Source organism: Enterobacter cloacae complex sp. 385G4 (assembly GCF_057320665.1).
This window is the reverse complement of record NZ_JBXWDD010000005.1, coordinates 165,301-184,251: the sequence shown is the minus strand read 5'-3', so window position 1 is coordinate 184,251 and position 18,951 is coordinate 165,301. Positions and strand designations below refer to the sequence as shown.

The 18,951-nt window shown below is 55.2% G+C and carries 23 protein-coding genes; 19 read left to right on the top strand and 4 right to left on the bottom strand.

The features are described 5' to 3' along the window. Nucleotides 1–84 precede the first annotated feature (84 nt). From AC2FAJ_RS15470 to tisB, 3 genes are all read right to left on the bottom strand, one after another. Complete coding sequence (locus AC2FAJ_RS15470) at nucleotides 85–918, bottom strand: EamA family transporter (RefSeq protein WP_045630902.1); 834 nt, start codon at nucleotides 916–918, stop codon at nucleotides 85–87. Nucleotides 919–980: 62 nt separating this feature from the next. Next, nucleotides 981–1,427 (bottom strand): GNAT family N-acetyltransferase, encoded by a 447-nt coding sequence (locus tag AC2FAJ_RS15465; protein WP_028014956.1) that lies wholly within the window; start codon nucleotides 1,425–1,427, stop codon nucleotides 981–983. A 64-nt stretch (nucleotides 1,428–1,491) separates the two neighbouring features. Continuing rightward, nucleotides 1,492–1,581, bottom strand: coding sequence for a type I toxin-antitoxin system toxin TisB (gene tisB / locus AC2FAJ_RS15460; protein ID WP_045260836.1), 90 nt, complete (start codon nucleotides 1,579–1,581; stop codon nucleotides 1,492–1,494). 487 nt (nucleotides 1,582–2,068) lie between these two features. On the opposite strand from tisB, the gene AC2FAJ_RS15455 reads away from it, so the two are divergent. The 11 genes from AC2FAJ_RS15455 to AC2FAJ_RS15405 all read left to right on the top strand — a co-directional run bounded on the left by AC2FAJ_RS15455 (nucleotide 2,069) and on the right by AC2FAJ_RS15405 (nucleotide 11,907). Next, on the top strand, nucleotides 2,069–2,383 hold the full coding sequence (locus tag AC2FAJ_RS15455; RefSeq protein WP_041911716.1) for a type II toxin-antitoxin system HigB family toxin: 315 nt from the start codon (nucleotides 2,069–2,071) through the stop codon (nucleotides 2,381–2,383). Further along, nucleotides 2,380–2,799, top strand: coding sequence for a helix-turn-helix domain-containing protein (locus AC2FAJ_RS15450; RefSeq protein ID WP_127334638.1), 420 nt, complete (start codon nucleotides 2,380–2,382; stop codon nucleotides 2,797–2,799). Before AC2FAJ_RS15455 ends, AC2FAJ_RS15450 begins: the two co-directional genes overlap by 4 nt. Before the next feature lie 146 nt (nucleotides 2,800–2,945). Beyond that, complete coding sequence (gene ivbL / locus AC2FAJ_RS15445; RefSeq protein WP_057979964.1) at nucleotides 2,946–3,044, top strand: ilvB operon leader peptide IvbL; 99 nt, start codon at nucleotides 2,946–2,948, stop codon at nucleotides 3,042–3,044. Nucleotides 3,045–3,150: 106 nt separating this feature from the next. Beyond that, nucleotides 3,151–4,839 (top strand): acetolactate synthase large subunit, encoded by a 1,689-nt coding sequence (gene ilvB / locus AC2FAJ_RS15440; RefSeq protein ID WP_485454297.1) that lies wholly within the window; start codon nucleotides 3,151–3,153, stop codon nucleotides 4,837–4,839. A 3-nt stretch (nucleotides 4,840–4,842) separates the two neighbouring features. Continuing rightward, a complete protein-coding gene (gene ilvN, locus AC2FAJ_RS15435; protein ID WP_028014960.1) occupies nucleotides 4,843–5,130 on the top strand; it encodes an acetolactate synthase small subunit in 288 nt (95 codons plus the stop codon). A gap of 82 nt (nucleotides 5,131–5,212) precedes the next feature. Next, on the top strand, nucleotides 5,213–5,806 hold the full coding sequence (gene uhpA, locus AC2FAJ_RS15430; RefSeq protein ID WP_041911714.1) for a response regulator transcription factor UhpA: 594 nt from the start codon (nucleotides 5,213–5,215) through the stop codon (nucleotides 5,804–5,806). Continuing rightward, on the top strand, nucleotides 5,803–7,308 hold the full coding sequence (gene uhpB, locus AC2FAJ_RS15425; protein WP_485454296.1) for a signal transduction histidine-protein kinase/phosphatase UhpB: 1,506 nt from the start codon (nucleotides 5,803–5,805) through the stop codon (nucleotides 7,306–7,308). The genes uhpA and uhpB overlap by 4 nt, the downstream gene beginning before the upstream one ends. Further along, on the top strand, nucleotides 7,301–8,611 hold the full coding sequence (uhpC, locus tag AC2FAJ_RS15420; RefSeq protein ID WP_028014962.1) for an MFS transporter: 1,311 nt from the start codon (nucleotides 7,301–7,303) through the stop codon (nucleotides 8,609–8,611). Before uhpB ends, uhpC begins: the two co-directional genes overlap by 8 nt. 132 nt (nucleotides 8,612–8,743) lie before the next feature. After that, nucleotides 8,744–10,135, top strand: coding sequence for a hexose-6-phosphate:phosphate antiporter (gene uhpT / locus AC2FAJ_RS15415; protein WP_041911711.1), 1,392 nt, complete (start codon nucleotides 8,744–8,746; stop codon nucleotides 10,133–10,135). A 163-nt stretch (nucleotides 10,136–10,298) separates the two neighbouring features. Then, complete coding sequence (locus tag AC2FAJ_RS15410; RefSeq protein WP_045630908.1) at nucleotides 10,299–11,303, top strand: alpha/beta fold hydrolase; 1,005 nt, start codon at nucleotides 10,299–10,301, stop codon at nucleotides 11,301–11,303. A gap of 151 nt (nucleotides 11,304–11,454) precedes the next feature. Next, nucleotides 11,455–11,907 (top strand): DUF1198 domain-containing protein, encoded by a 453-nt coding sequence (locus AC2FAJ_RS15405; RefSeq protein WP_045260830.1) that lies wholly within the window; start codon nucleotides 11,455–11,457, stop codon nucleotides 11,905–11,907. On the opposite strand, the gene AC2FAJ_RS15400 is transcribed toward AC2FAJ_RS15405, so the two are convergent. Next, nucleotides 11,904–12,824 carry a LysR family transcriptional regulator gene (locus AC2FAJ_RS15400; protein ID WP_028014966.1) on the bottom strand — a complete coding sequence of 307 codons (921 nt, stop codon included), beginning with the start codon at nucleotides 12,822–12,824 and terminating at the stop codon, nucleotides 11,904–11,906. The genes AC2FAJ_RS15405 and AC2FAJ_RS15400 overlap by 4 nt on opposite strands. Before the next feature lie 187 nt (nucleotides 12,825–13,011). Between AC2FAJ_RS15400 and AC2FAJ_RS15395 the strand changes: the two genes are divergently transcribed. The 8 genes from AC2FAJ_RS15395 to AC2FAJ_RS15360 are packed head-to-tail and all read left to right on the top strand — an operon-like array spanning nucleotide 13,012 to nucleotide 18,936. Continuing rightward, complete coding sequence (locus AC2FAJ_RS15395; RefSeq protein ID WP_485454295.1) at nucleotides 13,012–13,623, top strand: hypothetical protein; 612 nt, start codon at nucleotides 13,012–13,014, stop codon at nucleotides 13,621–13,623. A gap of 10 nt (nucleotides 13,624–13,633) precedes the next feature. After that, nucleotides 13,634–14,410, top strand: coding sequence for an AfsA-related hotdog domain-containing protein (locus AC2FAJ_RS15390; RefSeq protein WP_028014968.1), 777 nt, complete (start codon nucleotides 13,634–13,636; stop codon nucleotides 14,408–14,410). Further along, nucleotides 14,403–15,236 (top strand): hypothetical protein, encoded by an 834-nt coding sequence (locus AC2FAJ_RS15385; protein ID WP_028014969.1) that lies wholly within the window; start codon nucleotides 14,403–14,405, stop codon nucleotides 15,234–15,236. Before AC2FAJ_RS15390 ends, AC2FAJ_RS15385 begins: the two co-directional genes overlap by 8 nt. A gap of 7 nt (nucleotides 15,237–15,243) precedes the next feature. Beyond that, nucleotides 15,244–15,468 carry a 2-hydroxymuconate tautomerase gene (locus tag AC2FAJ_RS15380; RefSeq protein ID WP_041911708.1) on the top strand — a complete coding sequence of 75 codons (225 nt, stop codon included), beginning with the start codon at nucleotides 15,244–15,246 and terminating at the stop codon, nucleotides 15,466–15,468. A 3-nt stretch (nucleotides 15,469–15,471) separates the two neighbouring features. Then, entirely contained in the window at nucleotides 15,472–16,122 is a 651-nt protein-coding gene (locus AC2FAJ_RS15375; RefSeq protein WP_045260826.1) for an HAD family hydrolase, read from the top strand. A 21-nt stretch (nucleotides 16,123–16,143) separates the two neighbouring features. After that, nucleotides 16,144–17,364, top strand: a complete 1,221-nt coding sequence (locus AC2FAJ_RS15370) for an MFS transporter (protein WP_041911706.1) — start codon at nucleotides 16,144–16,146, stop codon at nucleotides 17,362–17,364. After that, complete coding sequence (locus tag AC2FAJ_RS15365; RefSeq protein ID WP_485454294.1) at nucleotides 17,351–17,764, top strand: carboxymuconolactone decarboxylase family protein; 414 nt, start codon at nucleotides 17,351–17,353, stop codon at nucleotides 17,762–17,764. Before AC2FAJ_RS15370 ends, AC2FAJ_RS15365 begins: the two co-directional genes overlap by 14 nt. Next, nucleotides 17,761–18,936 carry an acetyl-CoA C-acetyltransferase gene (locus AC2FAJ_RS15360; protein WP_028014974.1) on the top strand — a complete coding sequence of 392 codons (1,176 nt, stop codon included), beginning with the start codon at nucleotides 17,761–17,763 and terminating at the stop codon, nucleotides 18,934–18,936. Before AC2FAJ_RS15365 ends, AC2FAJ_RS15360 begins: the two co-directional genes overlap by 4 nt. Nucleotides 18,937–18,951: the final 15 nt, after the last annotated feature.

Sequence of the window (18,951 nt, the reverse complement as noted above, 5' to 3'; positions counted from 1 at the left end):
AATTTAAGCATTGTTGCGGTGAATGAAAAAAACCGGGAAAGGCAGGATTTGTAAACAAGAACGGCAACTAATGTTGCCAGCGATTTACGCCAGACGCAGCAGAATTGCGCCGACAGCAATACCCAGCGCTGCCGCGATGCGCAGGCCCGCAACCTTCTCTTTTAAAAGGACAAAGGCGATCAGCGCCCCGAAAAGAATCGAGGTTTCACGCAGCGCGGCGACCACCGCCAGCGGCGCCTGCGTCATCGCCCAGAGGGCCAGACCGTAAGAGCCCATGGTCCCCACGCCGCCGAGCAGCCCTTTTTTCCAGTGCAGGCGCAGGTAGCTGGACGCCTCGCGCCGACGCGTCACCATCGCCCAGCCCAGCAGGCAGAAGCCGTTCATAAAGAAGGTCCAGAGCGTGTAGCCCAGCGCGGTGTCCGACAGCCGCACGCCGGTGCCGTCCACCAGCGTATACCCGGCGATAAAACAGGCGTTCAGCAGCGCCAGCCAGATCCCCCTGCGTGACTGCATGCGGCCATTCATCGCCATCGCCAGAATCGACAGGCAAATGACTCCGATACCGGACCAGGCGAGCCAGGAGAGATGGTCGCCGAGCGCCAGCACGCTGATCAGCGCCACCAGCAGCGGGGCGGTGCCGCGCATCAGCGGATAGGTCTGGCTCATGTCCGAGACCTGATAGGTTTTCGCCACCAGCACGGTGTAGACCACCTGTAAGGCGCAGGAGACGATCAAAAACGGCCAGCTTGCCGCAGAAGGCTGTGGTGAGAAGGGCAGTAAAATCAGGGCAATAATCGCGGCTGAGCCGCTAACGCCGATCGCAGAGTAGAGTTTATCCGTTCCGGCTTTAACGATAGCGTTCCAGCTGGCATGAAGCAGTGCGGCGAAAAGCAAAATGCAGAAAACGGTGATGGTCATGGCGTATTGGGTGATGAATTGTCACCCAACTGTAACATTCACATCCTGATGCCGCCAGCCGGTTACACCGCACAAAAAAGGCGGTGCGTCACCCGTGGTTCGTCTGAGACCAGCGTAAAACCGGCTCGATTGTAAAATCCGTACGCGCTGTCCGGCGCGTGAGTATTCAGAAAATCAAACCAGATGCTGGCGTCCGCCATCACTACGGTTAAAAGCTGTTTTCCAATGCCCAGCCCGCGGCATTTCTCGCTGACGTAGAGATGGCGAATGCGTCCGGCACGCGGCTGCTGGCTGAACGGATCGCGGTTGAGGCCACACACGCCCACCAGCTTGCCGTTAAGAAACGCACCCAGCAGCTTTTCACCCGGCGCGTTAAAGCGGTTCTCACCCCGCAGCCAGTTCTCTTCCAGCCTGCGCAGCATGTTGAAATTCAGCGCGATACTTTCCGCCTTCAGGGCGATATACCCCGGCTCATCCGGTGTGACAGGCTCAATTAACAGACGCGACATAGCATTCCCTCGTTATTAAAGAGGGGCGGTTGCCCGCCCCTCTCAGGTGCGACTTGAACCTGAATTACCGAACGTATTTCAGGACAGCATCAAGCAGTTGCAGTACTGCAACAATGAGTTTGAGGATAAGTATCACCATATCCACTACGCTCATACGCGTCTCCTTTTGGTTAAAAGGAGCACGATGCTGGCGTACCTTTCCGCCGCCTGTTGCCAGCACCTGGATTGACGTAACACAGTGTGCTCACTTCAGGGGTTAAGGCACTGACGGCACCACCCGTTTCAGCCAGGACTTCGTTGCGCCGGTAAACTGCGGCCCCCTCGCTCACTGCGAACACCCTCAGTATAGATAAATACTGTATGCATGAACAGTATTTTTTGGACAAAATTTGGAAGGTGATCCATACTCAAAAACGTCAAAATCCGTGCCGGAATTGCGCGTTCGAGTTCTATCGCGTATACTTTTCGCGTTGACGTAACACAGTGTGTTCTGCGGCGACCAACCGCAAAACCCTGATAAAAACCTCGCTCCGGCGGGGTTTTTTGTTTTCAAATGTTAGTCAGAAAAACGATACGTGTTGACACATTGGCAATGCATGATATTGTTGCCATAATGGCAACGGACGCAGCAGGCATGCAGTATGCATTTAATTTCTATGAAGGCAATTATTGATGCGGTAAAACAGTTCCCGCAGCATAAGGAAGAGCTCCTTTTTTTAGGTCGCACTATCGAAAAGAGCCATTGCCCGACACCTGCTGTGCTGAAACAAATTTTTCCGACGCTGGATAACTTTAAATATCTGGATAAGCATTATGTGATTGATATTGCAAATAACAATCTCAGAGTAGTGGCTCTCATATTCTTTGAAAGCCAAAAGTTCTATGTGCGCCATGTTTTTACTCATAAGGAATATGACCGTTTTACGGAGAAACATCGCACTAAGGGGAAGAAATGATGATCGTCGCTGATGCAATGAAAGCAACGCATGCCCTTGTCGAGGCTGTCCCTTTACTGGGTGAACATCCGAATGAGAAAGATTATCAGGATGCACTTGAGCTGGTTGAGTATCTGCTCATGAATGAACCTGGTAGTCCTTTGCTGGATATCGTATGTGCAAGAATAAGTCGTTATGAAGCGAATCGACCCGAGATTGTCGCCTTGCGTCAGGAGATGGAATCTGTTCCAGTGGGAATTGCGGTTTTAAGAACCCTTATGGATCAGTACAAACTGACCATTTCAGATTTTCAGGATGAAATTGGCAGTAAATCAATGGTTTCAAGGGTATTGAATGGACAGCGTCAGCTGACGTTAAACCATATAAAAAAACTGGCGGTGCGCTTTGGGGTATCGCCTGCACTGTTTATTGAATGAAATAAAACGGTCGACAGCCCTTTATCACTCAACAAACGAAACGTGATCTCTGACGCATTTTTGCGCAGATGAAAATATTTCCATTGTCACGCCCGAAAACCTGTGTTTGTATAAATTCAATCAATGATTCCAAACACAGGTCCCCAATGACTTCATCCATCTTCACTTCGACCCTACTAAAAACTGCGCAACCAGCCGCAGTGGTCGTCGTGCGTGTGGTGGTGGTCGTCGGCAATGCGCCGTAGGGACTGGATCAACACACGAATCCAAAACCCCGCCGGCGCAAACCGGGCGGGGTTTTTCGTTTAGGACCCTCCCCGGAAAGTCGGCCCAGAAGAAAAGGACTGGAGCATGGCAAGTTCGGGCACAACATCCACAAAGACGCGTTTTACAGGCGCGCAGCTGATTGTTCATTTACTGGAACGACAGGGCATCACCACGGTTGCGGGTATCCCGGGTGGAACCGTGCTGCCGCTGTACGATGCGTTGAGCCAAAGCACGCAGATCCGCCACGTGCTGGCGCGTCACGAGCAGGGGGCAGGTTTTATTGCTCAGGGCATGGCGCGTACCCAGGGTAAACCGGCGGTCTGTATGGCCTGTAGCGGGCCGGGCGCCACTAACCTGGTGACCGCCATCGCCGACGCGCGTCTCGACTCCATTCCGCTGATCTGCATTACCGGCCAGGTGCCGTCCTCGATGATCGGCACCGATGCGTTCCAGGAAGTGGACACCTACGGCATCTCTATCCCCATCACCAAACATAACTATTTAGTTCGCGATATCAGCGAGCTGCCTCAGGTTATCAGCGATGCGTTCCGCATTGCGCAGTCTGGCCGCCCGGGCCCGGTGTGGATAGACATTCCTAAGGATGTCCAGACCGCAGAGATCGAGATCGACGTGTTGCCGGAGCCGGGCGAGCGCACCCCCGCGCCGGAATTCAGCGCTGAAAGCGTGCGCGACGCCGCCGCCATGATTAATGCAGCGAAACGCCCGGTGCTCTATCTGGGCGGCGGGGCGATTAACGCTGCGGATGAAATCCGCCAGTTTGCGGAAAAGGCCAACCTGCCGACCACCATGACCCTGATGGCGCTGGGTATGCTGCCTAAAGCGCATCCGTTGTCATTAGGTATGCTGGGCATGCACGGTGCGCGCAGCACCAACTACATCCTGCAAGAGGCGGATTTGCTGATTGTTATGGGGGCGCGTTTTGATGACCGGGCGATTGGCAAAACCGAGGAGTTCTGCCCGAACGCCAAAATCATTCACGTGGATATCGACCGCGCCGAGCTGGGTAAAATCAAACAGCCGCACGTGGCGATTCAGGGCGACGTGGCCGAAGTGCTGGCGCAGCTGATCCCGCAGACGGACGCAACTGACCGGGCCGACTGGCGTCAGCTGGTGGCGGATCTGCAACGCGAGTTCCCGGGCGCCATCCCAACTGAGGGCGACCCGCTGAGCCACTACGGGCTGATCAACGCCGTGGCCGCCTGCGTGGACGACAGCGCGATTATCACCACCGACGTGGGCCAGCACCAGATGTGGACCGCGCAGGCGTATCCGCTGAACCGTCCGCGCCAGTGGCTGACCTCCGGCGGCCTCGGCACCATGGGCTTCGGCCTGCCGGCGGCAGTAGGCGCGGCGCTCGCCAACCCGGACCGCAAGGTTATCTGCTTCTCCGGCGACGGCAGCCTGATGATGAACATTCAGGAGATGGCCACCGCGGCCGAAAACCAGTTAGACGTGAAAATCATCCTGATGAACAACGAGGCGCTGGGTCTGGTGCACCAGCAGCAGAGCCTGTTCTACAAGCAGGGCGTGTTTGCGGCGACCTATCCGGGAATGATTAACTTTATGCAGATTGCCGCCGGCTTTGGCCTGCACACCTGCGATCTGAACGCGGAAGAAGACGCCCACGCGGCGCTGCAGGCGGCGATCTCGCCTCCTGGCCCGGCGCTGATCCATGTGCGTATCGACCCTGAACAAAAAGTGTATCCGATGGTGCCGCCGGGTGCGGCCAATACTGAGATGGTGGGGGAATAAACCATGCAGAAACAACATGATAACGTCATTCTGGAACTCACCGTCCGCAACCACCCTGGCGTTATGACCCACGTCTGTGGGCTGTTTGCCCGCCGGGCATTTAACGTGGAAGGTATTCTCTGCCTGCCGATTCAGGGCAGCGAGCACAGCCGCATCTGGCTACTGGTTAATGACGACCAGCGTCTGGAGCAGATGATAGCGCAGATCGACAAGCTGGAAGACGTCACCAAAGTGGCGCGCAACCAGTCCGATCCCACCATGTTTAACAAAATTGCGGTGTTTTTCGAGTAAATCGCTTAAGGTAAGCGTCTTTCGCTCTTGTAGGCCGGATAAGCGCAGCGTCATCCGGCTTTTTCAGATCGCAGGAACACACATGACCACCATCGCTCTCATCGACGACCACCTTATCGTCCGCTCCGGCTTTGCCCAGCTTCTTAACCTCGAACCGGATTTTCAGGTCGTGGCCGAGTTTGGCTCCGGTCACGAGGCGCTGGCGGGCCTGCCGGGGCGCGGGGTGCAGGTCTGTATCTGTGACATCTCGATGCCGGATCTCTCCGGGCTGGAGCTGTTGAGCCAGCTGCCGAAAGGGATGGCGACGATCATGCTCTCGGTTCACGACAGCCCGGCGCTGGTCGAGCAGGCGCTCAACGCGGGGGCGCGCGGCTTCCTCTCCAAACGCTGTAGCCCGGACGAGCTGATCGCTGCCGTGCGCACCGTCTCCACCGGCGGCTGCTACCTGACGCCGGATATCGCCATCAAGCTGGCGGCCGGACGTCAGGATCCGCTCACCAGACGCGAGCGCCAGGTGGCGGAGAAGCTTGCCCAGGGCATGTCGGTGAAAGAGATTGCCGCCGAGCTGGATCTGTCGCCGAAAACCGTGCACGTCCACCGCGCCAACCTGATGGAAAAACTCAACGTCAGCAACGACGTCGAGCTGGCGCGCCGCATGTTCGACAGCTGGCAATGAGTCCCATGTTTTCGCGGCTGATCGCCGTCGTCGCCAGCTTTTTTATCTTCTCCGCCGCGTGGTTTTGCCTGTGGAGCATCAGCCTGCACCTGGTGGAGCGCCCGGAGCTGGCGGTGCTGCTGTTTCCCTTCGGCCTGCGTCTGGGGCTAATGCTCCAGTGCCCGCGCGGCTACTGGCCCGTTTTGCTCGGCGCGGAGTGGCTGATGCTGATCTGGCTGGCGCAGGAGGTGGCCCTCGCGCATCTTCCCTTATTGATGACCGGAAGCCTGCTCACGCTTCTCCCTGTTGCCCTGATTTCCCGCTACCGCCACCAGCGCGACTGGCGCACGCTGCTGCGTCAGGGGGCGGCGCTGATTGCCGCCGCGCTGTTACAATCCCTGCCGTGGATCGGCGAGAAGGAGATGCTTAACGCCCTGCTTCTGACCCTGACCGGTGGTCTGACCCTCGCGCCGACCTGTCTGGTTTTCTGGCACTACCTCACCAGCACCGTCTGGCAACCGCTCGGCCCCGCGCTGGTCTCCCAGCCGGTGAACTGGCGCGCCCGGCACCTCATCTGGTATCTGCTGCTGTTTATGGTGAGCCTGTGGCTACAGCTTGGTCTGCCCGCCGAGCTTTCGCGCTTCACGCCGTTTTGCCTGGCGCTGCCGATCATCGCTCTGGCCTGGCACTACGGCTGGCAGGGGGCGCTGATCGCCACGCTGATGAACGCCATCGCGCTGATCGCCAGCCAGACCTGGCACGATCATCCGGTGGATCTGCTGCTCTCGCTGCTGGCCCAGAGCCTGACCGGATTGCTGCTCGGCGCGGGCATTCAGCGCCTGCGCGAGCTGAACCAGTCCCTGCAAGCCGAGCTGGCGCGCAACCGTCGTCTGGCGGAGCGTCTGCTGGAGACCGAGGAGAGCGTGCGTCAGGAGGTGGCTCGCGAGCTGCACGACGATATCGGCCAGACCATTACCGCCATCCGCACGCAGGCGGGCATTGTTCAGCGCCTGGCGGCGGATAACGCGGGCGTGAAGCAGGGCGGGGCGCATATCGAACAGCTTTCGCTGGGTGTCTATGACGCCGTTCGCCGCCTGCTGGGACGGCTGCGTCCGCGCCAGCTTGATGACCTGTCGCTGGAGCAGGCGATACGCTCCCTGATGCGCGAGATGGAGCTGGAAAGCCGCGGCATTGTCAGCCATCTCGACTGGCGAATTAACGAATCTGTCCTGAGCGAAGGCCAGCGCGTGACGCTGTTCCGCGTCTGTCAGGAGGGGCTGAACAACATCGTTAAACATGCCAATGCCAGCGCGGTGACGATCCAGGGCTGGCAGCAGGACGAGCGCCTGATGCTGGTGATTGAAGACGACGGCTGCGGCCTGCCGCCGGGCTCCGGCCAGCAGGGCTTTGGCCTGGCGGGCATGCGCGAGCGCGTCAAGGCGCTGGGCGGCACGCTGACCCTCTCCTGCACCCACGGGACGCGCGTCAGCGTCAGTTTGCCGTTAAGGACGTACCATGTTTAAAACCCCAACCAGCGCGGCTCCGTTGCGCGACAAGGCGGAAATCGACGCCCGCTACCGCTACTGGCGTCGCCATATCCTGATCACCATCTGGCTCGGCTACGCGCTGTTCTACTTCACCCGTAAAAGCTTCAACGCCGCCGCGCCGGAAATCCTCGCCAGCGGCGTGATGACGCGCACCGATATCGGCCTGCTGGCGACGCTGTTTTACATCACATACGGGCTGTCGAAGTTCTTCTCCGGCATCGTCAGCGACCGCTCCAACGCGCGCTATTTCATGGGCGTTGGGCTGATCGCCACCGGCGTGGTGAACATCCTGTTTGGCTTTTCCACCTCGCTGTGGGCCTTTGCCCTGCTGTGGGCGCTGAACGCCTTTTTCCAGGGCTGGGGTGCGCCGGTCTGCGCCCGCCTGCTCACCGCCTGGTACTCGCGCAACGAGCGCGGCGGATGGTGGGCAATCTGGAACACCGCGCATAACGTCGGCGGGGCACTGATCCCGATGGTGGTGGGGGCTGCCGCGCTGCACTACGGCTGGCGCACGGGGATGATGATTGCCGGTGCCCTCGCGATTGTCGCCGGGCTGTTCCTCTGCTGGCGCTTGCGCGACAGGCCGCAAACCGTCGGCCTACCGGCGGTGGGCGACTGGCGGCACGACGAGATGGAGATCGCCCAGCAGCAGGAGGGCGCCGGGCTGTCCCGCCAGGAAATCCTCACCAAATACGTGCTGAAAAATCCGTATATCTGGCTGCTGTCCCTCTGCTACGTGCTGGTCTACGTGGTGCGCGCGGCGATCAACGACTGGGGTAACCTGTACATGTCCGAGACGCTCGGCGTGGACCTGGTGACCGCTAACTCTGCGGTGACGATGTTTGAGCTGGGCGGGTTTATCGGCGCGCTGGTGGCGGGCTGGGGCTCGGACAAGCTGTTCAACGGCAACCGCGGCCCGATGAATCTGATTTTTGCCGCCGGGATTTTACTCTCCGTCGGCTCGCTGTGGCTGATGCCGTTCGCCAGCTACGTGATGCAGGCGGCGTGCTTCTTCACCATCGGCTTTTTTGTCTTTGGCCCGCAGATGCTGATCGGCATGGCGGCGGCGGAGTGCTCGCACAAGGAGGCGGCAGGCGCGGCAACGGGCTTTGTCGGGCTGTTTGCCTACCTCGGCGCGTCGCTCTCCGGCTGGCCGCTGGCGCGGGTCATCGACGTCTGGCACTGGAGCGGTTTCTTCGCGGCGATCGCCATCGCGGCGGGGATTTCCGCCCTGCTTTTGCTGCCGTTTTTGCACGCCCAGGCGCCGCGCGAAGCGTGACGTGCCTCACCTTTTGTTGCCGAATGGCGCAAAACTAAGAAATTTTCCCGGTTTCACCTGGACGCTGTCTCAGGCATCTCTCCCGGCTGATTTTTACAATGCTGCAAAAATCAGCTCAGGAGTAACTCAGTCATGCTGGCCTTCTTAAATCAGGTGCGCAAGCCGACCCTGGATCTGCCGCTCGACGTGCGGCGCAAGATGTGGTTCAAACCGTTCATGCAGTCCTATCTGGTGGTCTTCATCGGCTACCTGACCATGTACCTGATCCGCAAAAACTTTAACATCGCGCAGAACGACATGATCTCAACCTACGGGCTGAGCATGACGCAGCTGGGGATGATTGGCCTGGGCTTCTCCATCACCTACGGGGTGGGGAAAACGGTTGTGTCCTACTACGCGGACGGCAAAAACACCAAGCAGTTCCTGCCGTTTATGCTGATCCTCTCCGCCATCTGTATGCTCGGCTTCAGCGCCAGCATGGGCGCGGGCTCCGTCAGCCTGTTCCTGATGATCGCCTTCTACGCCCTGAGCGGTTTCTTCCAGAGCACCGGCGGGTCGTGCAGCTACTCCACCATCACCAAATGGACGCCGCGCCGCAAGCGGGGTTCGTACCTCGGCATGTGGAACATTTCCCACAACCTCGGCGGGGCGGGTGCGGCAGGCGTGGCGCTGTTTGGCGCGAACTATCTGTTCGACGGCCACGTGATCGGCATGTTTATCTTCCCGTCGATTATCGCCCTGATCGTCGGCTTTATCGGCCTGCGTTTCGGCAGCGACTCCCCGGAATCCTACGGCCTCGGCAAAGCGGAAGAGCTGTTCGGGGAGGAGATCAGCGAAGAGGACAAAGAGACCGAAGGGAACGAGATGTCCAAATGGCAGATCTTTGTTGAGTATGTGCTGAAAAACAAAGTGATCTGGCTGCTCTGCTTCTCAAACATCTTCCTGTACGTGGTGCGCATTGGCATCGACCAGTGGTCAACGGTGTACGCCTTCCAGGAGTTGAAGCTGTCGAAAGAGGTGGCGATTCAGGGCTTCACCCTGTTCGAAGTGGGCGCGCTGGTCGGCACGCTGCTGTGGGGCTGGCTCTCGGATCTCGCCAACGGCCGTCGCGCGCTGGTGGCCTGCGTCGCGCTGGCGCTGATTATCGCCACGCTCGGCATCTACCAGCACGCCAGCAACCAGTACGTTTACCTGGCGTCCCTGTTCGCGCTCGGCTTCCTGGTGTTTGGCCCTCAGCTGCTGATTGGCGTGGCGGCCGTAGGGTTCGTGCCGAAAAAAGCGATCGGCGCCGCCGATGGGATTAAAGGCACCTTCGCCTACCTGATCGGCGACAGCTTTGCCAAGCTTGGCCTGGGGATGATCGCCGACGGTACGCCGATTTTCGGCCTCACCGGTTGGGCGGGCACCTTCGCGGCGCTGGATGCGGCAGCGATTGGCTGTATCGTCCTGATGGCGATGGTCGCGGTGCTGGAAGAGCGTAAAATTCGCCGCGAGAATCGCGCGCAGAAATTAAAAGCGGCCTGAGTGTGCAGGTAACTTCTTTGCCCGGTGTGTGATGCCGGGCTTTTTTTATTTGCTCGTCCTACCTTTACCCCGCTTTACACATCCGCTCCTCTCCATGCTCTACAGTGTTTTTTGCTGCCGCCTTTCGTGCAGCCTTAGCCCCTTTTGCTAACGGAGAGCTTGCATGTTAACCCGACGATTGTCCTGCCTGGCGCTGCTGATGGCGCTGGCCTCCCCCGCAATGGCCGCGGATGCCCCCACCTACGGCGAGAAGCTGGAAGGTTTCGACTACGGCTGGCAGGTAAAACACTTTACCTTTACCTCGCAAAACCAGTCTCTGGATATGGCTTACCTGGACGTGAAGCCGGAAAAACCCAACGGACGTACCGTGGTGCTGATGCACGGCAAAAACTTTTGCGCCGGCACCTGGGACGGCACAATCCGTGCGCTGTCGGCCAGCGGGTATCGCGTGATCGCACCCGACCAGATCGGCTTCTGTAAATCCACCAAGCCGGACCATTATCAGTACACCTTCCAGCAGCTGGCGGACAATACCCACGCGCTGCTCACATCGCTTGGCGTCGATCGCGCGACGGTTATCGGCCACTCGACCGGCGGCATGCTGGCAACCCGCTACGCGCTAATGTGGCCGCAGCAGGTAGAGCAGCTGGTGATGGTGAACCCGATAGGCCTGGAAGACTGGAAAGCCCGCGGCGTGCCGCATATCACGGTTGACCAGTGGTACCAGCGCGAGCTGAAGGTCAGCGCCGACGGCATTCGCCAGTACGAGAAAAACACCTACTACGCCGGGGAGTGGAAGCCGGAATACGAGCGCTGGGTGACCATGCTTGCCGGGCTGAACAACGGGCCGGGCAAAGCGCGCGTGGCGTGGAACTCGGCGCTGCTCTACGACATGATCTACACCCAGCCGGTCATCTATGAATTTAGCGACCTGAAGATGCCGGTATTATTGATGATCGGCACGAAGGACAACACCGCCATCGGGAAAGACCTCGCCCCGCCGGAGGTCCGCAAGACGCTCGGCAACTATGCGGTGCTGGGCAAAGAGACGGCGAAGCGCATCCCGCACGCGACGCTGGTGGAGTTTAACGACATGGGCCACGCGCCGCAGATGCAGGATCCCGCACGCTTTCACGAGGCGCTGTTGAAGGGGCTTCAGGCGCGCTGACGGGTCTCCAGCAACAGCCCGCGCAGCCACGCCTGCGCGGGATTGCTTTCATCGCATTTATCCAGCTTTTTTCGGTTCACTATTCTGGCCGTACCCGCTGTCGACACGCTGCGTTTCCCGCTATGATGAGCGGCTAGTCTAAGGAGAACGCATGGTCTGGATAATGCTGGCAACGCTTGCCGTGGTGTTTGTGGTGGGATTTCGTGTCCTGACCTCAGACTCCCGCCGCGCCATCAAACGTTTAAGCGAACGGCTGGGGATTACCCCGATGCCGATCGAGTCGATGATTGACCAGTTCGGTAAAACACCGGGCAATGAATTTATCCGCTACCTTGAGCGGCCTGACGAGGCGCATCTGCAAAACGCCGCGCAGGTGCTGCTCATCTGGCAGGTCTGTATTGTCGACGGTAGCGAAGAGAATCTGCATACCTGGCACCGTATGCTGCGTAAAGCCCGCCTTGCTGCACCCATTACCGATGCGCAAATTCGTCTGGCACTTGGCTTTATGCGCGAAATGGAGCCCGATCCGCAGGAGCTGAACGTCTTCCAGCTGCGCTATAACCAGCTATTTCTGCCGGAAGAAGGCGTGTTTTATCTGCATTAAGCCTTTTTGCCGCACAAGATATTCTGAGCGTTCAGGATCTCCTCTCTGTTTTCATTGAGGCGAGTTGCGGCATAGATATCAATATTTAATCTCTTTGCCTCATCGTCCGTTAGTTCGCGATAGCATAGCCCCTCCTGATTGAAGGTGCATTTTGACTGAGGCAGTAGCGCAAACCCTTTCCCTCTTGCGATACGGCTTAGCATCACGAGGGAATCATCCGGCTCTTTAATACGCTTCAGCGGCGTTTTCAGCGTGTCAAAGTAGCTTTCGCATTTATCATAGAATGACGGATTAGCGCTTCTCGAAAACCAAAAAAGTGGAAGATCGCTAATGTCTTCCAGCGAGACTTTCTCTTTCAGACTGGCAGGATGTAAAGAAGGCATTGCGATGAGCAACGGTTCCTGGCAGACCCAGCGGTATTGAACAATGTCTTCATGACCCGTTCCTTTTTCCCCGGTCAGCACCAGATCCAGCATATTTTTAGACAAGCTTTGCAGCAGCTGTGCTGACGTCAGGTCGGGCGTTTCAACGTCATCTCCGGCGTTCATTTTTTGAAGCTGGGTATTTACAGGTTCAATATATTCAAAATTAAGCGTGCGCGTGAGACCGATGCGCAGATTCGTTTCTGAAGAGTGAGGGTCTTCTTTTAAGCTGCTGATGTCTTTGAGTATTTTTTCTGCCTGAACGACCAGCGCTCGGCCTGCTTCAGTGAGACTAACGTCATGCGTACTGCGACTGAACAACTGACGTTTCAACACCGCTTCAAGGCATTTTATCTGACGCGTCAGAGGCGGTTGAGTCATGCGTAGACGTTCGGCAGCCTTACGAAAGTTCAGTTCATGTGCAACAGCGAGAAAGCATTGTAATTGTTTGATACTGGGCAGGTTATTGCTGATTAAATGTTCTGCTGTAGCCATACGTGGGTCCTAAATGCGAAAAGGTATTTCGTCTTTTTTCCATTTCGATATTACACGCTAAATGCTGGCAGCAAAACCCGTTTTAACAGTAATACAAAAAATATATTACAAATTTAACAATTCCAATAGTTTCCTGTATTGATAAATTTCTATCCGAATCCTCACTTAATCAATACTCGGAGTAATTATGTCGTCTAAATACGTACTGGTATCACGCTTCCCATTAAAAAACACTTTTTATGAAAAAGAATTTACTTCCTTAAAAAGCAATGAAAACGTTCGCTACTATACCTGTGAAGAAAACGGCGTTAATGAATTGCTGGAATTACGCGCATTCAACGATATTAAAGAAATTGCATGGGTTGAAAGTGAAATGGAATCCATGTTCCATCGTTTCTCTGAAGTTCTTTCTGCCGATATCCGTCGCGAACTGCTTAAGTTTGTTGAATCCCCAATTGATAATAAAAATAGCTTGCCACAATCAAATTATATTCAACTCCGACACGTCGAAGTGCCTGCGCATAACTATCAGCAGTACCGTCAGTGGCGCGATGAAACCATTTTTAATGTTGTAAGAGATAACAAAGATAAGATTGAAAGTTTCGAAGCATTTCATTCACTGATCAGTGGCGTTCCGGGTGTAATGTTTATCTCCTCATTCAACGGTGATAAAGCAGAATATAAAGAAGCATTTACCAATGCGCGTTATCAGGAAATTATTCAACAGGCCGGCGATAACTTTATTACTGGCGGTAATGACGGCCTTTATACTCGTATCTATCGTGCTTGCTGTTGTTGAGGGACAATGAATGAACTGTAAAAAGTTGGTAGTTGTTGGCGATAAATTTAATGAATTTGCCAATGGTAAAGATGTACTGACTATATCTCAACTAGAATTATTGACTCAAATCCCTGCGAATATCATTGATAAAGAACATGAAATTATTGTTGGGCAGGGCGTGCGCAAGGATTTTGCCGGAAAGGTAATTTCAAACCAGGCAAGAAATGCGATTCATGGTAATAAATTAAAAATGTGCTCTCTGGAAAAACTGGTTAGCGACAAAAAAAATGCTTATTGCCATAAAAGACTGGAACAGAATGTACTTATAGGACCTGCGGAACAAGCTGAGCATAACCACGATCTTTATGCGATGCCGCTGTTAATCGATGAGCGTTGCGAATTGATGGCGGATCATCAGACGGGGCAGCATATTCAGGGAATGCTCCTGGTTGAAGCCAGCCGACAGGCCTTTATCGGTGTCACCGAAGAATTTATTTACCAGCAGGAAAGTGGACGCTATTACGTCATTAATAGCATGGCAATCAATTTCGCCAGTTTCCTGTTCCCTTTACCGGCACTGGTCCACTTTGAATTTCTTGAAAAAGATATTAACGACCGCCGGGGGCGTTTCAAGGCTCAGGTTCGCGTCACTCAGCACCAAACGCTTTGCGCGACAATGGATGTCTCGTTCACCGTTTATCCTTCCGCCCTGATTACAGAGAAAGAGAAATCTCTGGCTGAGGTTGCCATGCAGGCGACCATTGTTGAGCAGCAAGGGGTGACTCAGGGGGTAACGCATGCCTGAATTACGTAGCCAGAAATACCGTCTGGCTGCGACCACGCAGGGGCCGCTTTACCCCCCTGCGGAGGTCATGGACGGGAAGGGTAATTTTGTCGTGGTGGGCATGGTGCCAGGGGATAACGGACTGCAGTGGCGAAGCGTCATTGTCTCTCCGGACAGCCCGCTTCCGGCATTTGGGGAAGTCGCACCCTATAACATTCTGTGCGATCTGGACAAGATGCCTCAGGACGCGTTGAAGGACATCATTCTTCATACTCTTCCTTTACCCATTCCGATGAACAACTATCGGATGGTTTTCGCACCAGAACAGCGGCCGCAGGCCAATAATGAAATAAGGCCTGGCCTGCCACTTCATGAAGGCTATATCGCGGATTATCGCAGCAGCGATGGAAAGCGAGAGATCGAGCCAGTGACCCTCGCTGCCTGGCTCGAGGCAGAGGGCACCTTTGAGGTCACATTGTCCGAAGATAAGAAACGAGCCCGGTTCACGTTTTCGTTCCGGAGCCTTGTTCCGGATAGCGTTTACACCGTGATGAGTCTCAGGGAAAACGATCTAGCCTCGGAGGATCCGAGCAGGCCAGGTCCGCTGGGAATACCCAACGTATTTATAACCGATAGCGAAGGTAATGCCGAATATTGGGCAGAGTTAACCGATCCTTTCCCGGCTCCGGCGAGGAAAGGAAACAGAATTATTAACGTAGTCGTACTTTATATGAGCTCGCGTCAGAGCTATGGCGGTGCAATTGGCTTTTATGGTCTTGGAGGCGATATCCATGCCCATTTAAAACTCAAAGGCCGTTCCTTCGATGAATTTACAACTATAGAGTGAGAAAAATATGCCATTTGTTCATGTTATGACCTGGCCTGCGAAAGATGAAAATCAAATCATCAGACTCCAGGAAGATATTACATTTGCCGTTCACAAAAACACGGGTGCGCCGCTGGATAAAATTTCCGTGGTGGTTTCTGAAATTGCGCCTTCCCGCTGGGCGGATGCAGGCGTGTCTGGTACGGATAGAGATTTTCCGGTTAAGAGTCGAAGAAAAAACTACGAGGAATAAAATTTGCGTAAACATGCCGCTTTTTTTGATGTTGATGAAACGCTTATAAATATTAAAAGCATGTTTGATTTCTATGATTTCTGGTGCAGGGAAAATAATCAAAACGATCGTCTTCAACGCTATATGTCTCGTTTTCGCACCGACGTGAAAAACGGCGTGCCAAGGGAAGCCCTGAACAGAGATTATTATCGTCAGTTTAAAGGTGTGTCTTGTCGTTATCTGGAAGAAATGGGTGAGAAGTGGTTCAGGCGTAAGCTGGAAAGCGAGTTTTTTATTGAGAGTGCTGTTTCAGCCCTTAAAAAACATCAGAACCAGAACATGTATACCGTATTTATATCGGGCTCTATGCTTCCGATTCTTTCACCCATTGCAAAATATCTTGGAGTAACGGAAGTACTCTGTGCGCCGGTGATAATAAATGACGCAGGTGAGTTGACGGGTGAAATCGGCCTGCCTCAAACAATTGGAACAGGTAAAAAAGACGCGCTTATCGCCTTTTGCGATGATAAAGAGATTAACCCCGTGGATTGTTATGCCTACGGCGACGATCTTTCGGATATTCCAATGCTGGAAGCCACTGGCCATCCCGTCTGTGTGGGAGAGCATTCCGCGCTTACCAGATATGCAACTGAAAAAAATTGGCACATTATTTAAATCCTTATTGAGGTAAGTAGTATGACTTCAGAACTCACTCCGCAGAATATGACGTTAAGGTCATGGCTTGCTTTATTCATTCTGGCAATTTCAACCTTTACTATTGTCACCACCGAACTGGCGCCAGTCGGATTATTAACGCCAATCGCAGAGGGGCTACAGTCTTCGGAATCTGCGGTGGGCATGACCGTGTCGCTTTATGCCTGGGTGGGGGCGTTGAGTGCGCTGTTTGCCTCCGTCTTTTTAGGGAATGTGGCCAAGAAGCGGCTTTTACTTGTGCTTACCGTGGTACTTCTGGTCTCTAACGTTATGGCTGCGACGGTAAACGTCTATAGCATGCTGCTTAGCGCCCGCGTACTGGGAGCGCTTGCTCACGGCGCATTCTGGGCGATGATCGGCGCAACGGCGGTGGCTATGGTCCCTGCCAGATATATAGGGGCGGCGACGTCAATCGTATTTGGTGGTGTTTCCGCAGCAAGCGTTTTTGGCGTACCGGTATCCAACTATATTGGTATTCACTTCGGCTGGCGGCAGGCATTTTGGCTGATGGCCGCGCTGAGCGTAATTGCCTTTGTGGGTATTAGCGTTCTTGTTCCCAGGATTACCAGCAAAAGCGCGCTCGGGCTGGATGCGCTTAAAGGCGTGCTGAAATCGTCAACATTATGGAAAATTTACTCAGCAACCTTGCTGGCTGTGACGGCTCACTTTGCTGCCTTTACGTACATTGAACCCTGGCTACACACGCAGAGTTTACTGTCCACCACCATTATTCCTGCTGTGCTTTTTGTTTACGGCATCGCGGGTCTGGCAGGTAATTTCCTGACCGGCGTGTTGATTGATAAGTATCTCAAGCTGACGGTCTCTTTGTCTGTACTGCTGATCTGTGCAGTGCTGCTGTTCCTGGGCCTGTCTGGTTCCTCGCTCTCTGCTGCGTTGATATTTACCAGTATGGTTGTCTGGGGTGTCGCCGTATCAGGAATATTTGTCGGTTTCCAGACGTGGGTTTTACGTATGGCAGAGGATAAAGCCTTCCCGGCCTCCGCAATCTACGTTTCATTTTTCAATACCGCCATTGGTATCGGTGCGTCAGTCGGTGCCTGGATGGTTTCATCATTTTCAATGCCGCTCCTGTATATCGTCGCCGGTACGGCCATCGGTCTGTCCGTTCTGCTTGTCGCGGTTATTCCGGCAACGTTAACCGCAAAACAATCCCGTATGGAGAAATCTTATGAGTCAAATTAATGACCGCACGCGCTATGGCAGAGAGATTATGGACCGTCTTGAAGCGGGGCTCGCGGATAAAGTCACCCGCCGCCTGAGCGAGCTGGACCCGGGGCTGCCCGCCCTGATTACCGACTATGCGTTCGGGGATGTGGTGGGTCGTCCGGGACTGGATCTCAAAACGCGCGAAATGTTGACCGTCGCCTCGCTTGTGACGCTGGGTAATGCCATGCCGCAGCTAGAACTGCATATGCGAGGCGCGCTCAATACCGGCGTGACGCCGGAAGAGCTGCTTGAAATTGTGATACAGATGGCGGTATATGCTGGCGTTCCCGCCTGCATGAATGGTCTTACTGCATACCGCGCGGCAATGGCCGCGACGGGCCATAGTTTGCCAGGACTGAAGGGAAGCGACGCATGAGCGAGATTGTTATTATTGCAGCCCGCCGCACGGCGACGGGCGCATTTCAGGGCGCGCTTGCGGAGCATTCAGCCTCTGATCTGGGAAGCCGCGTCATTCAGGCGCTCCTGAAAGAATCTGGCGTAGAAGCCAGTGATATCTCTCAGGTCATTATGGGACAGGTACTTACTGCGGGGTGCGGCCAGAACCCGGCCCGACAGTCGGCACTGAATGCTGGGTTGCCCGTAGATACGCAATGTCTGACGGTAAACAAAGTGTGCGGGTCCGGGCTTAAGGCGGTCCATCTTGGCATGCAGGCGCTGCAGACGGGGGAGGCTGAGTTTGTTATCGCCGGTGGTCAGGAGAGTATGTCCAACGCGCCGCATATCGCCACGACGTCGCGTAGCGGAACGCGGCTGGGTGATATTACTCTCAAAGATAGCCTGGTTTCTGACGGGCTCTGGGATGCCTTCAACGATTATCACATGGGTATCACTGCAGAGAATGTTGCGACGGAGTTTGGTATCAGCCGCGAAATGCAGGATGAATATGCCCTTGTCTCTCACCACAATGCGCTTGAAGCGCAGGCGCGTGGCATTTTTGAGCGTGAAATTGTCCCGGTTGAATGGCAGACGCGAAAAGGTGAAACGATCAGCGTGGAGAGGGATGAAGGACCCCGTGCAACCAGTATCGAAAAATTGACGAAACTGAAGCCTGTCTTCCGAAAAGAGGGTACGGTGACGGCGGGAAATGCTTCATCGTTGAATGACGGTGCTGCGGCGGTCCTGCTTTGTACGCGTGAGACTGCCGAAGCACGTGGTTTGCCGGTTCTGGCATCGCTGGGCGTATTTTCCAATTCCGGTATCCAGCCGGCATTAATGGGTGCAGCCCCGATTCAGGCCATTGCCGACTGTCTTTCCCGCTCGGGATGGAAGCCTGAGGATGTCGATCATCTCGAATCCAACGAAGCGTTTGCCGCCCAGGCGTTGGCCGTGATTCAGCGGGCCGGGATTTCCCCGGATCGTATCAATCCATACGGCGGGGCAATCGCGCTTGGGCATGCGATAGGTGCATCCGGCTGCCGAATTTTGGTGACGCTGGTTCATTCCCTGATCCGTAATGATGCCAGGCGTGGCGTTGCCGCACTGTGCGTTGGCGGCGGGGAAGGCGTCGCGTTGAGCGTTTATCGCTAACGGCGTATCTATAGA

Bases quoted from the DNA above. Each gene is read 5' to 3' on its own strand.
- uhpA (WP_041911714.1), top strand. From the start codon at position 5,213: ATGACCACCATCGCTCTCATCGACGACCACCTTATCGTCCGCTCCGGC.
- uhpB (WP_485454296.1), top strand. From the start codon at position 5,803: ATGAGTCCCATGTTTTCGCGGCTGATCGCCGTCGTCGCCAGCTTTTTT.
- AC2FAJ_RS15470 (WP_045630902.1), bottom strand. From the start codon at position 918: ATGACCATCACCGTTTTCTGCATTTTGCTTTTCGCCGCACTGCTTCAT.
- AC2FAJ_RS15405 (WP_045260830.1), top strand. From the start codon at position 11,455: ATGGTCTGGATAATGCTGGCAACGCTTGCCGTGGTGTTTGTGGTGGGA.
- AC2FAJ_RS15390 (WP_028014968.1), top strand. From the start codon at position 13,634: ATGAACTGTAAAAAGTTGGTAGTTGTTGGCGATAAATTTAATGAATTT.
- ivbL (WP_057979964.1), top strand. From the start codon at position 2,946: ATGACTTCATCCATCTTCACTTCGACCCTACTAAAAACTGCGCAACCA.
- uhpC (WP_028014962.1), top strand. From the start codon at position 7,301: ATGTTTAAAACCCCAACCAGCGCGGCTCCGTTGCGCGACAAGGCGGAA.
- AC2FAJ_RS15365 (WP_485454294.1), top strand. From the start codon at position 17,351: ATGAGTCAAATTAATGACCGCACGCGCTATGGCAGAGAGATTATGGAC.
- AC2FAJ_RS15465 (WP_028014956.1), bottom strand. From the start codon at position 1,427: ATGTCGCGTCTGTTAATTGAGCCTGTCACACCGGATGAGCCGGGGTAT.
- uhpT (WP_041911711.1), top strand. From the start codon at position 8,744: ATGCTGGCCTTCTTAAATCAGGTGCGCAAGCCGACCCTGGATCTGCCG.
- AC2FAJ_RS15410 (WP_045630908.1), top strand. From the start codon at position 10,299: ATGTTAACCCGACGATTGTCCTGCCTGGCGCTGCTGATGGCGCTGGCC.
- ilvB (WP_485454297.1), top strand. From the start codon at position 3,151: ATGGCAAGTTCGGGCACAACATCCACAAAGACGCGTTTTACAGGCGCG.
- AC2FAJ_RS15455 (WP_041911716.1), top strand. From the start codon at position 2,069: ATGCATTTAATTTCTATGAAGGCAATTATTGATGCGGTAAAACAGTTC.
- ilvN (WP_028014960.1), top strand. From the start codon at position 4,843: ATGCAGAAACAACATGATAACGTCATTCTGGAACTCACCGTCCGCAAC.
- tisB (WP_045260836.1), bottom strand. From the start codon at position 1,581: ATGAGCGTAGTGGATATGGTGATACTTATCCTCAAACTCATTGTTGCA.
- AC2FAJ_RS15380 (WP_041911708.1), top strand. From the start codon at position 15,244: ATGCCATTTGTTCATGTTATGACCTGGCCTGCGAAAGATGAAAATCAA.
- AC2FAJ_RS15370 (WP_041911706.1), top strand. From the start codon at position 16,144: ATGACTTCAGAACTCACTCCGCAGAATATGACGTTAAGGTCATGGCTT.
- AC2FAJ_RS15360 (WP_028014974.1), top strand. From the start codon at position 17,761: ATGAGCGAGATTGTTATTATTGCAGCCCGCCGCACGGCGACGGGCGCA.
- AC2FAJ_RS15385 (WP_028014969.1), top strand. From the start codon at position 14,403: ATGCCTGAATTACGTAGCCAGAAATACCGTCTGGCTGCGACCACGCAG.
- AC2FAJ_RS15395 (WP_485454295.1), top strand. From the start codon at position 13,012: ATGTCGTCTAAATACGTACTGGTATCACGCTTCCCATTAAAAAACACT.
- AC2FAJ_RS15450 (WP_127334638.1), top strand. From the start codon at position 2,380: ATGATGATCGTCGCTGATGCAATGAAAGCAACGCATGCCCTTGTCGAG.
- AC2FAJ_RS15400 (WP_028014966.1), bottom strand. From the start codon at position 12,824: ATGGCTACAGCAGAACATTTAATCAGCAATAACCTGCCCAGTATCAAA.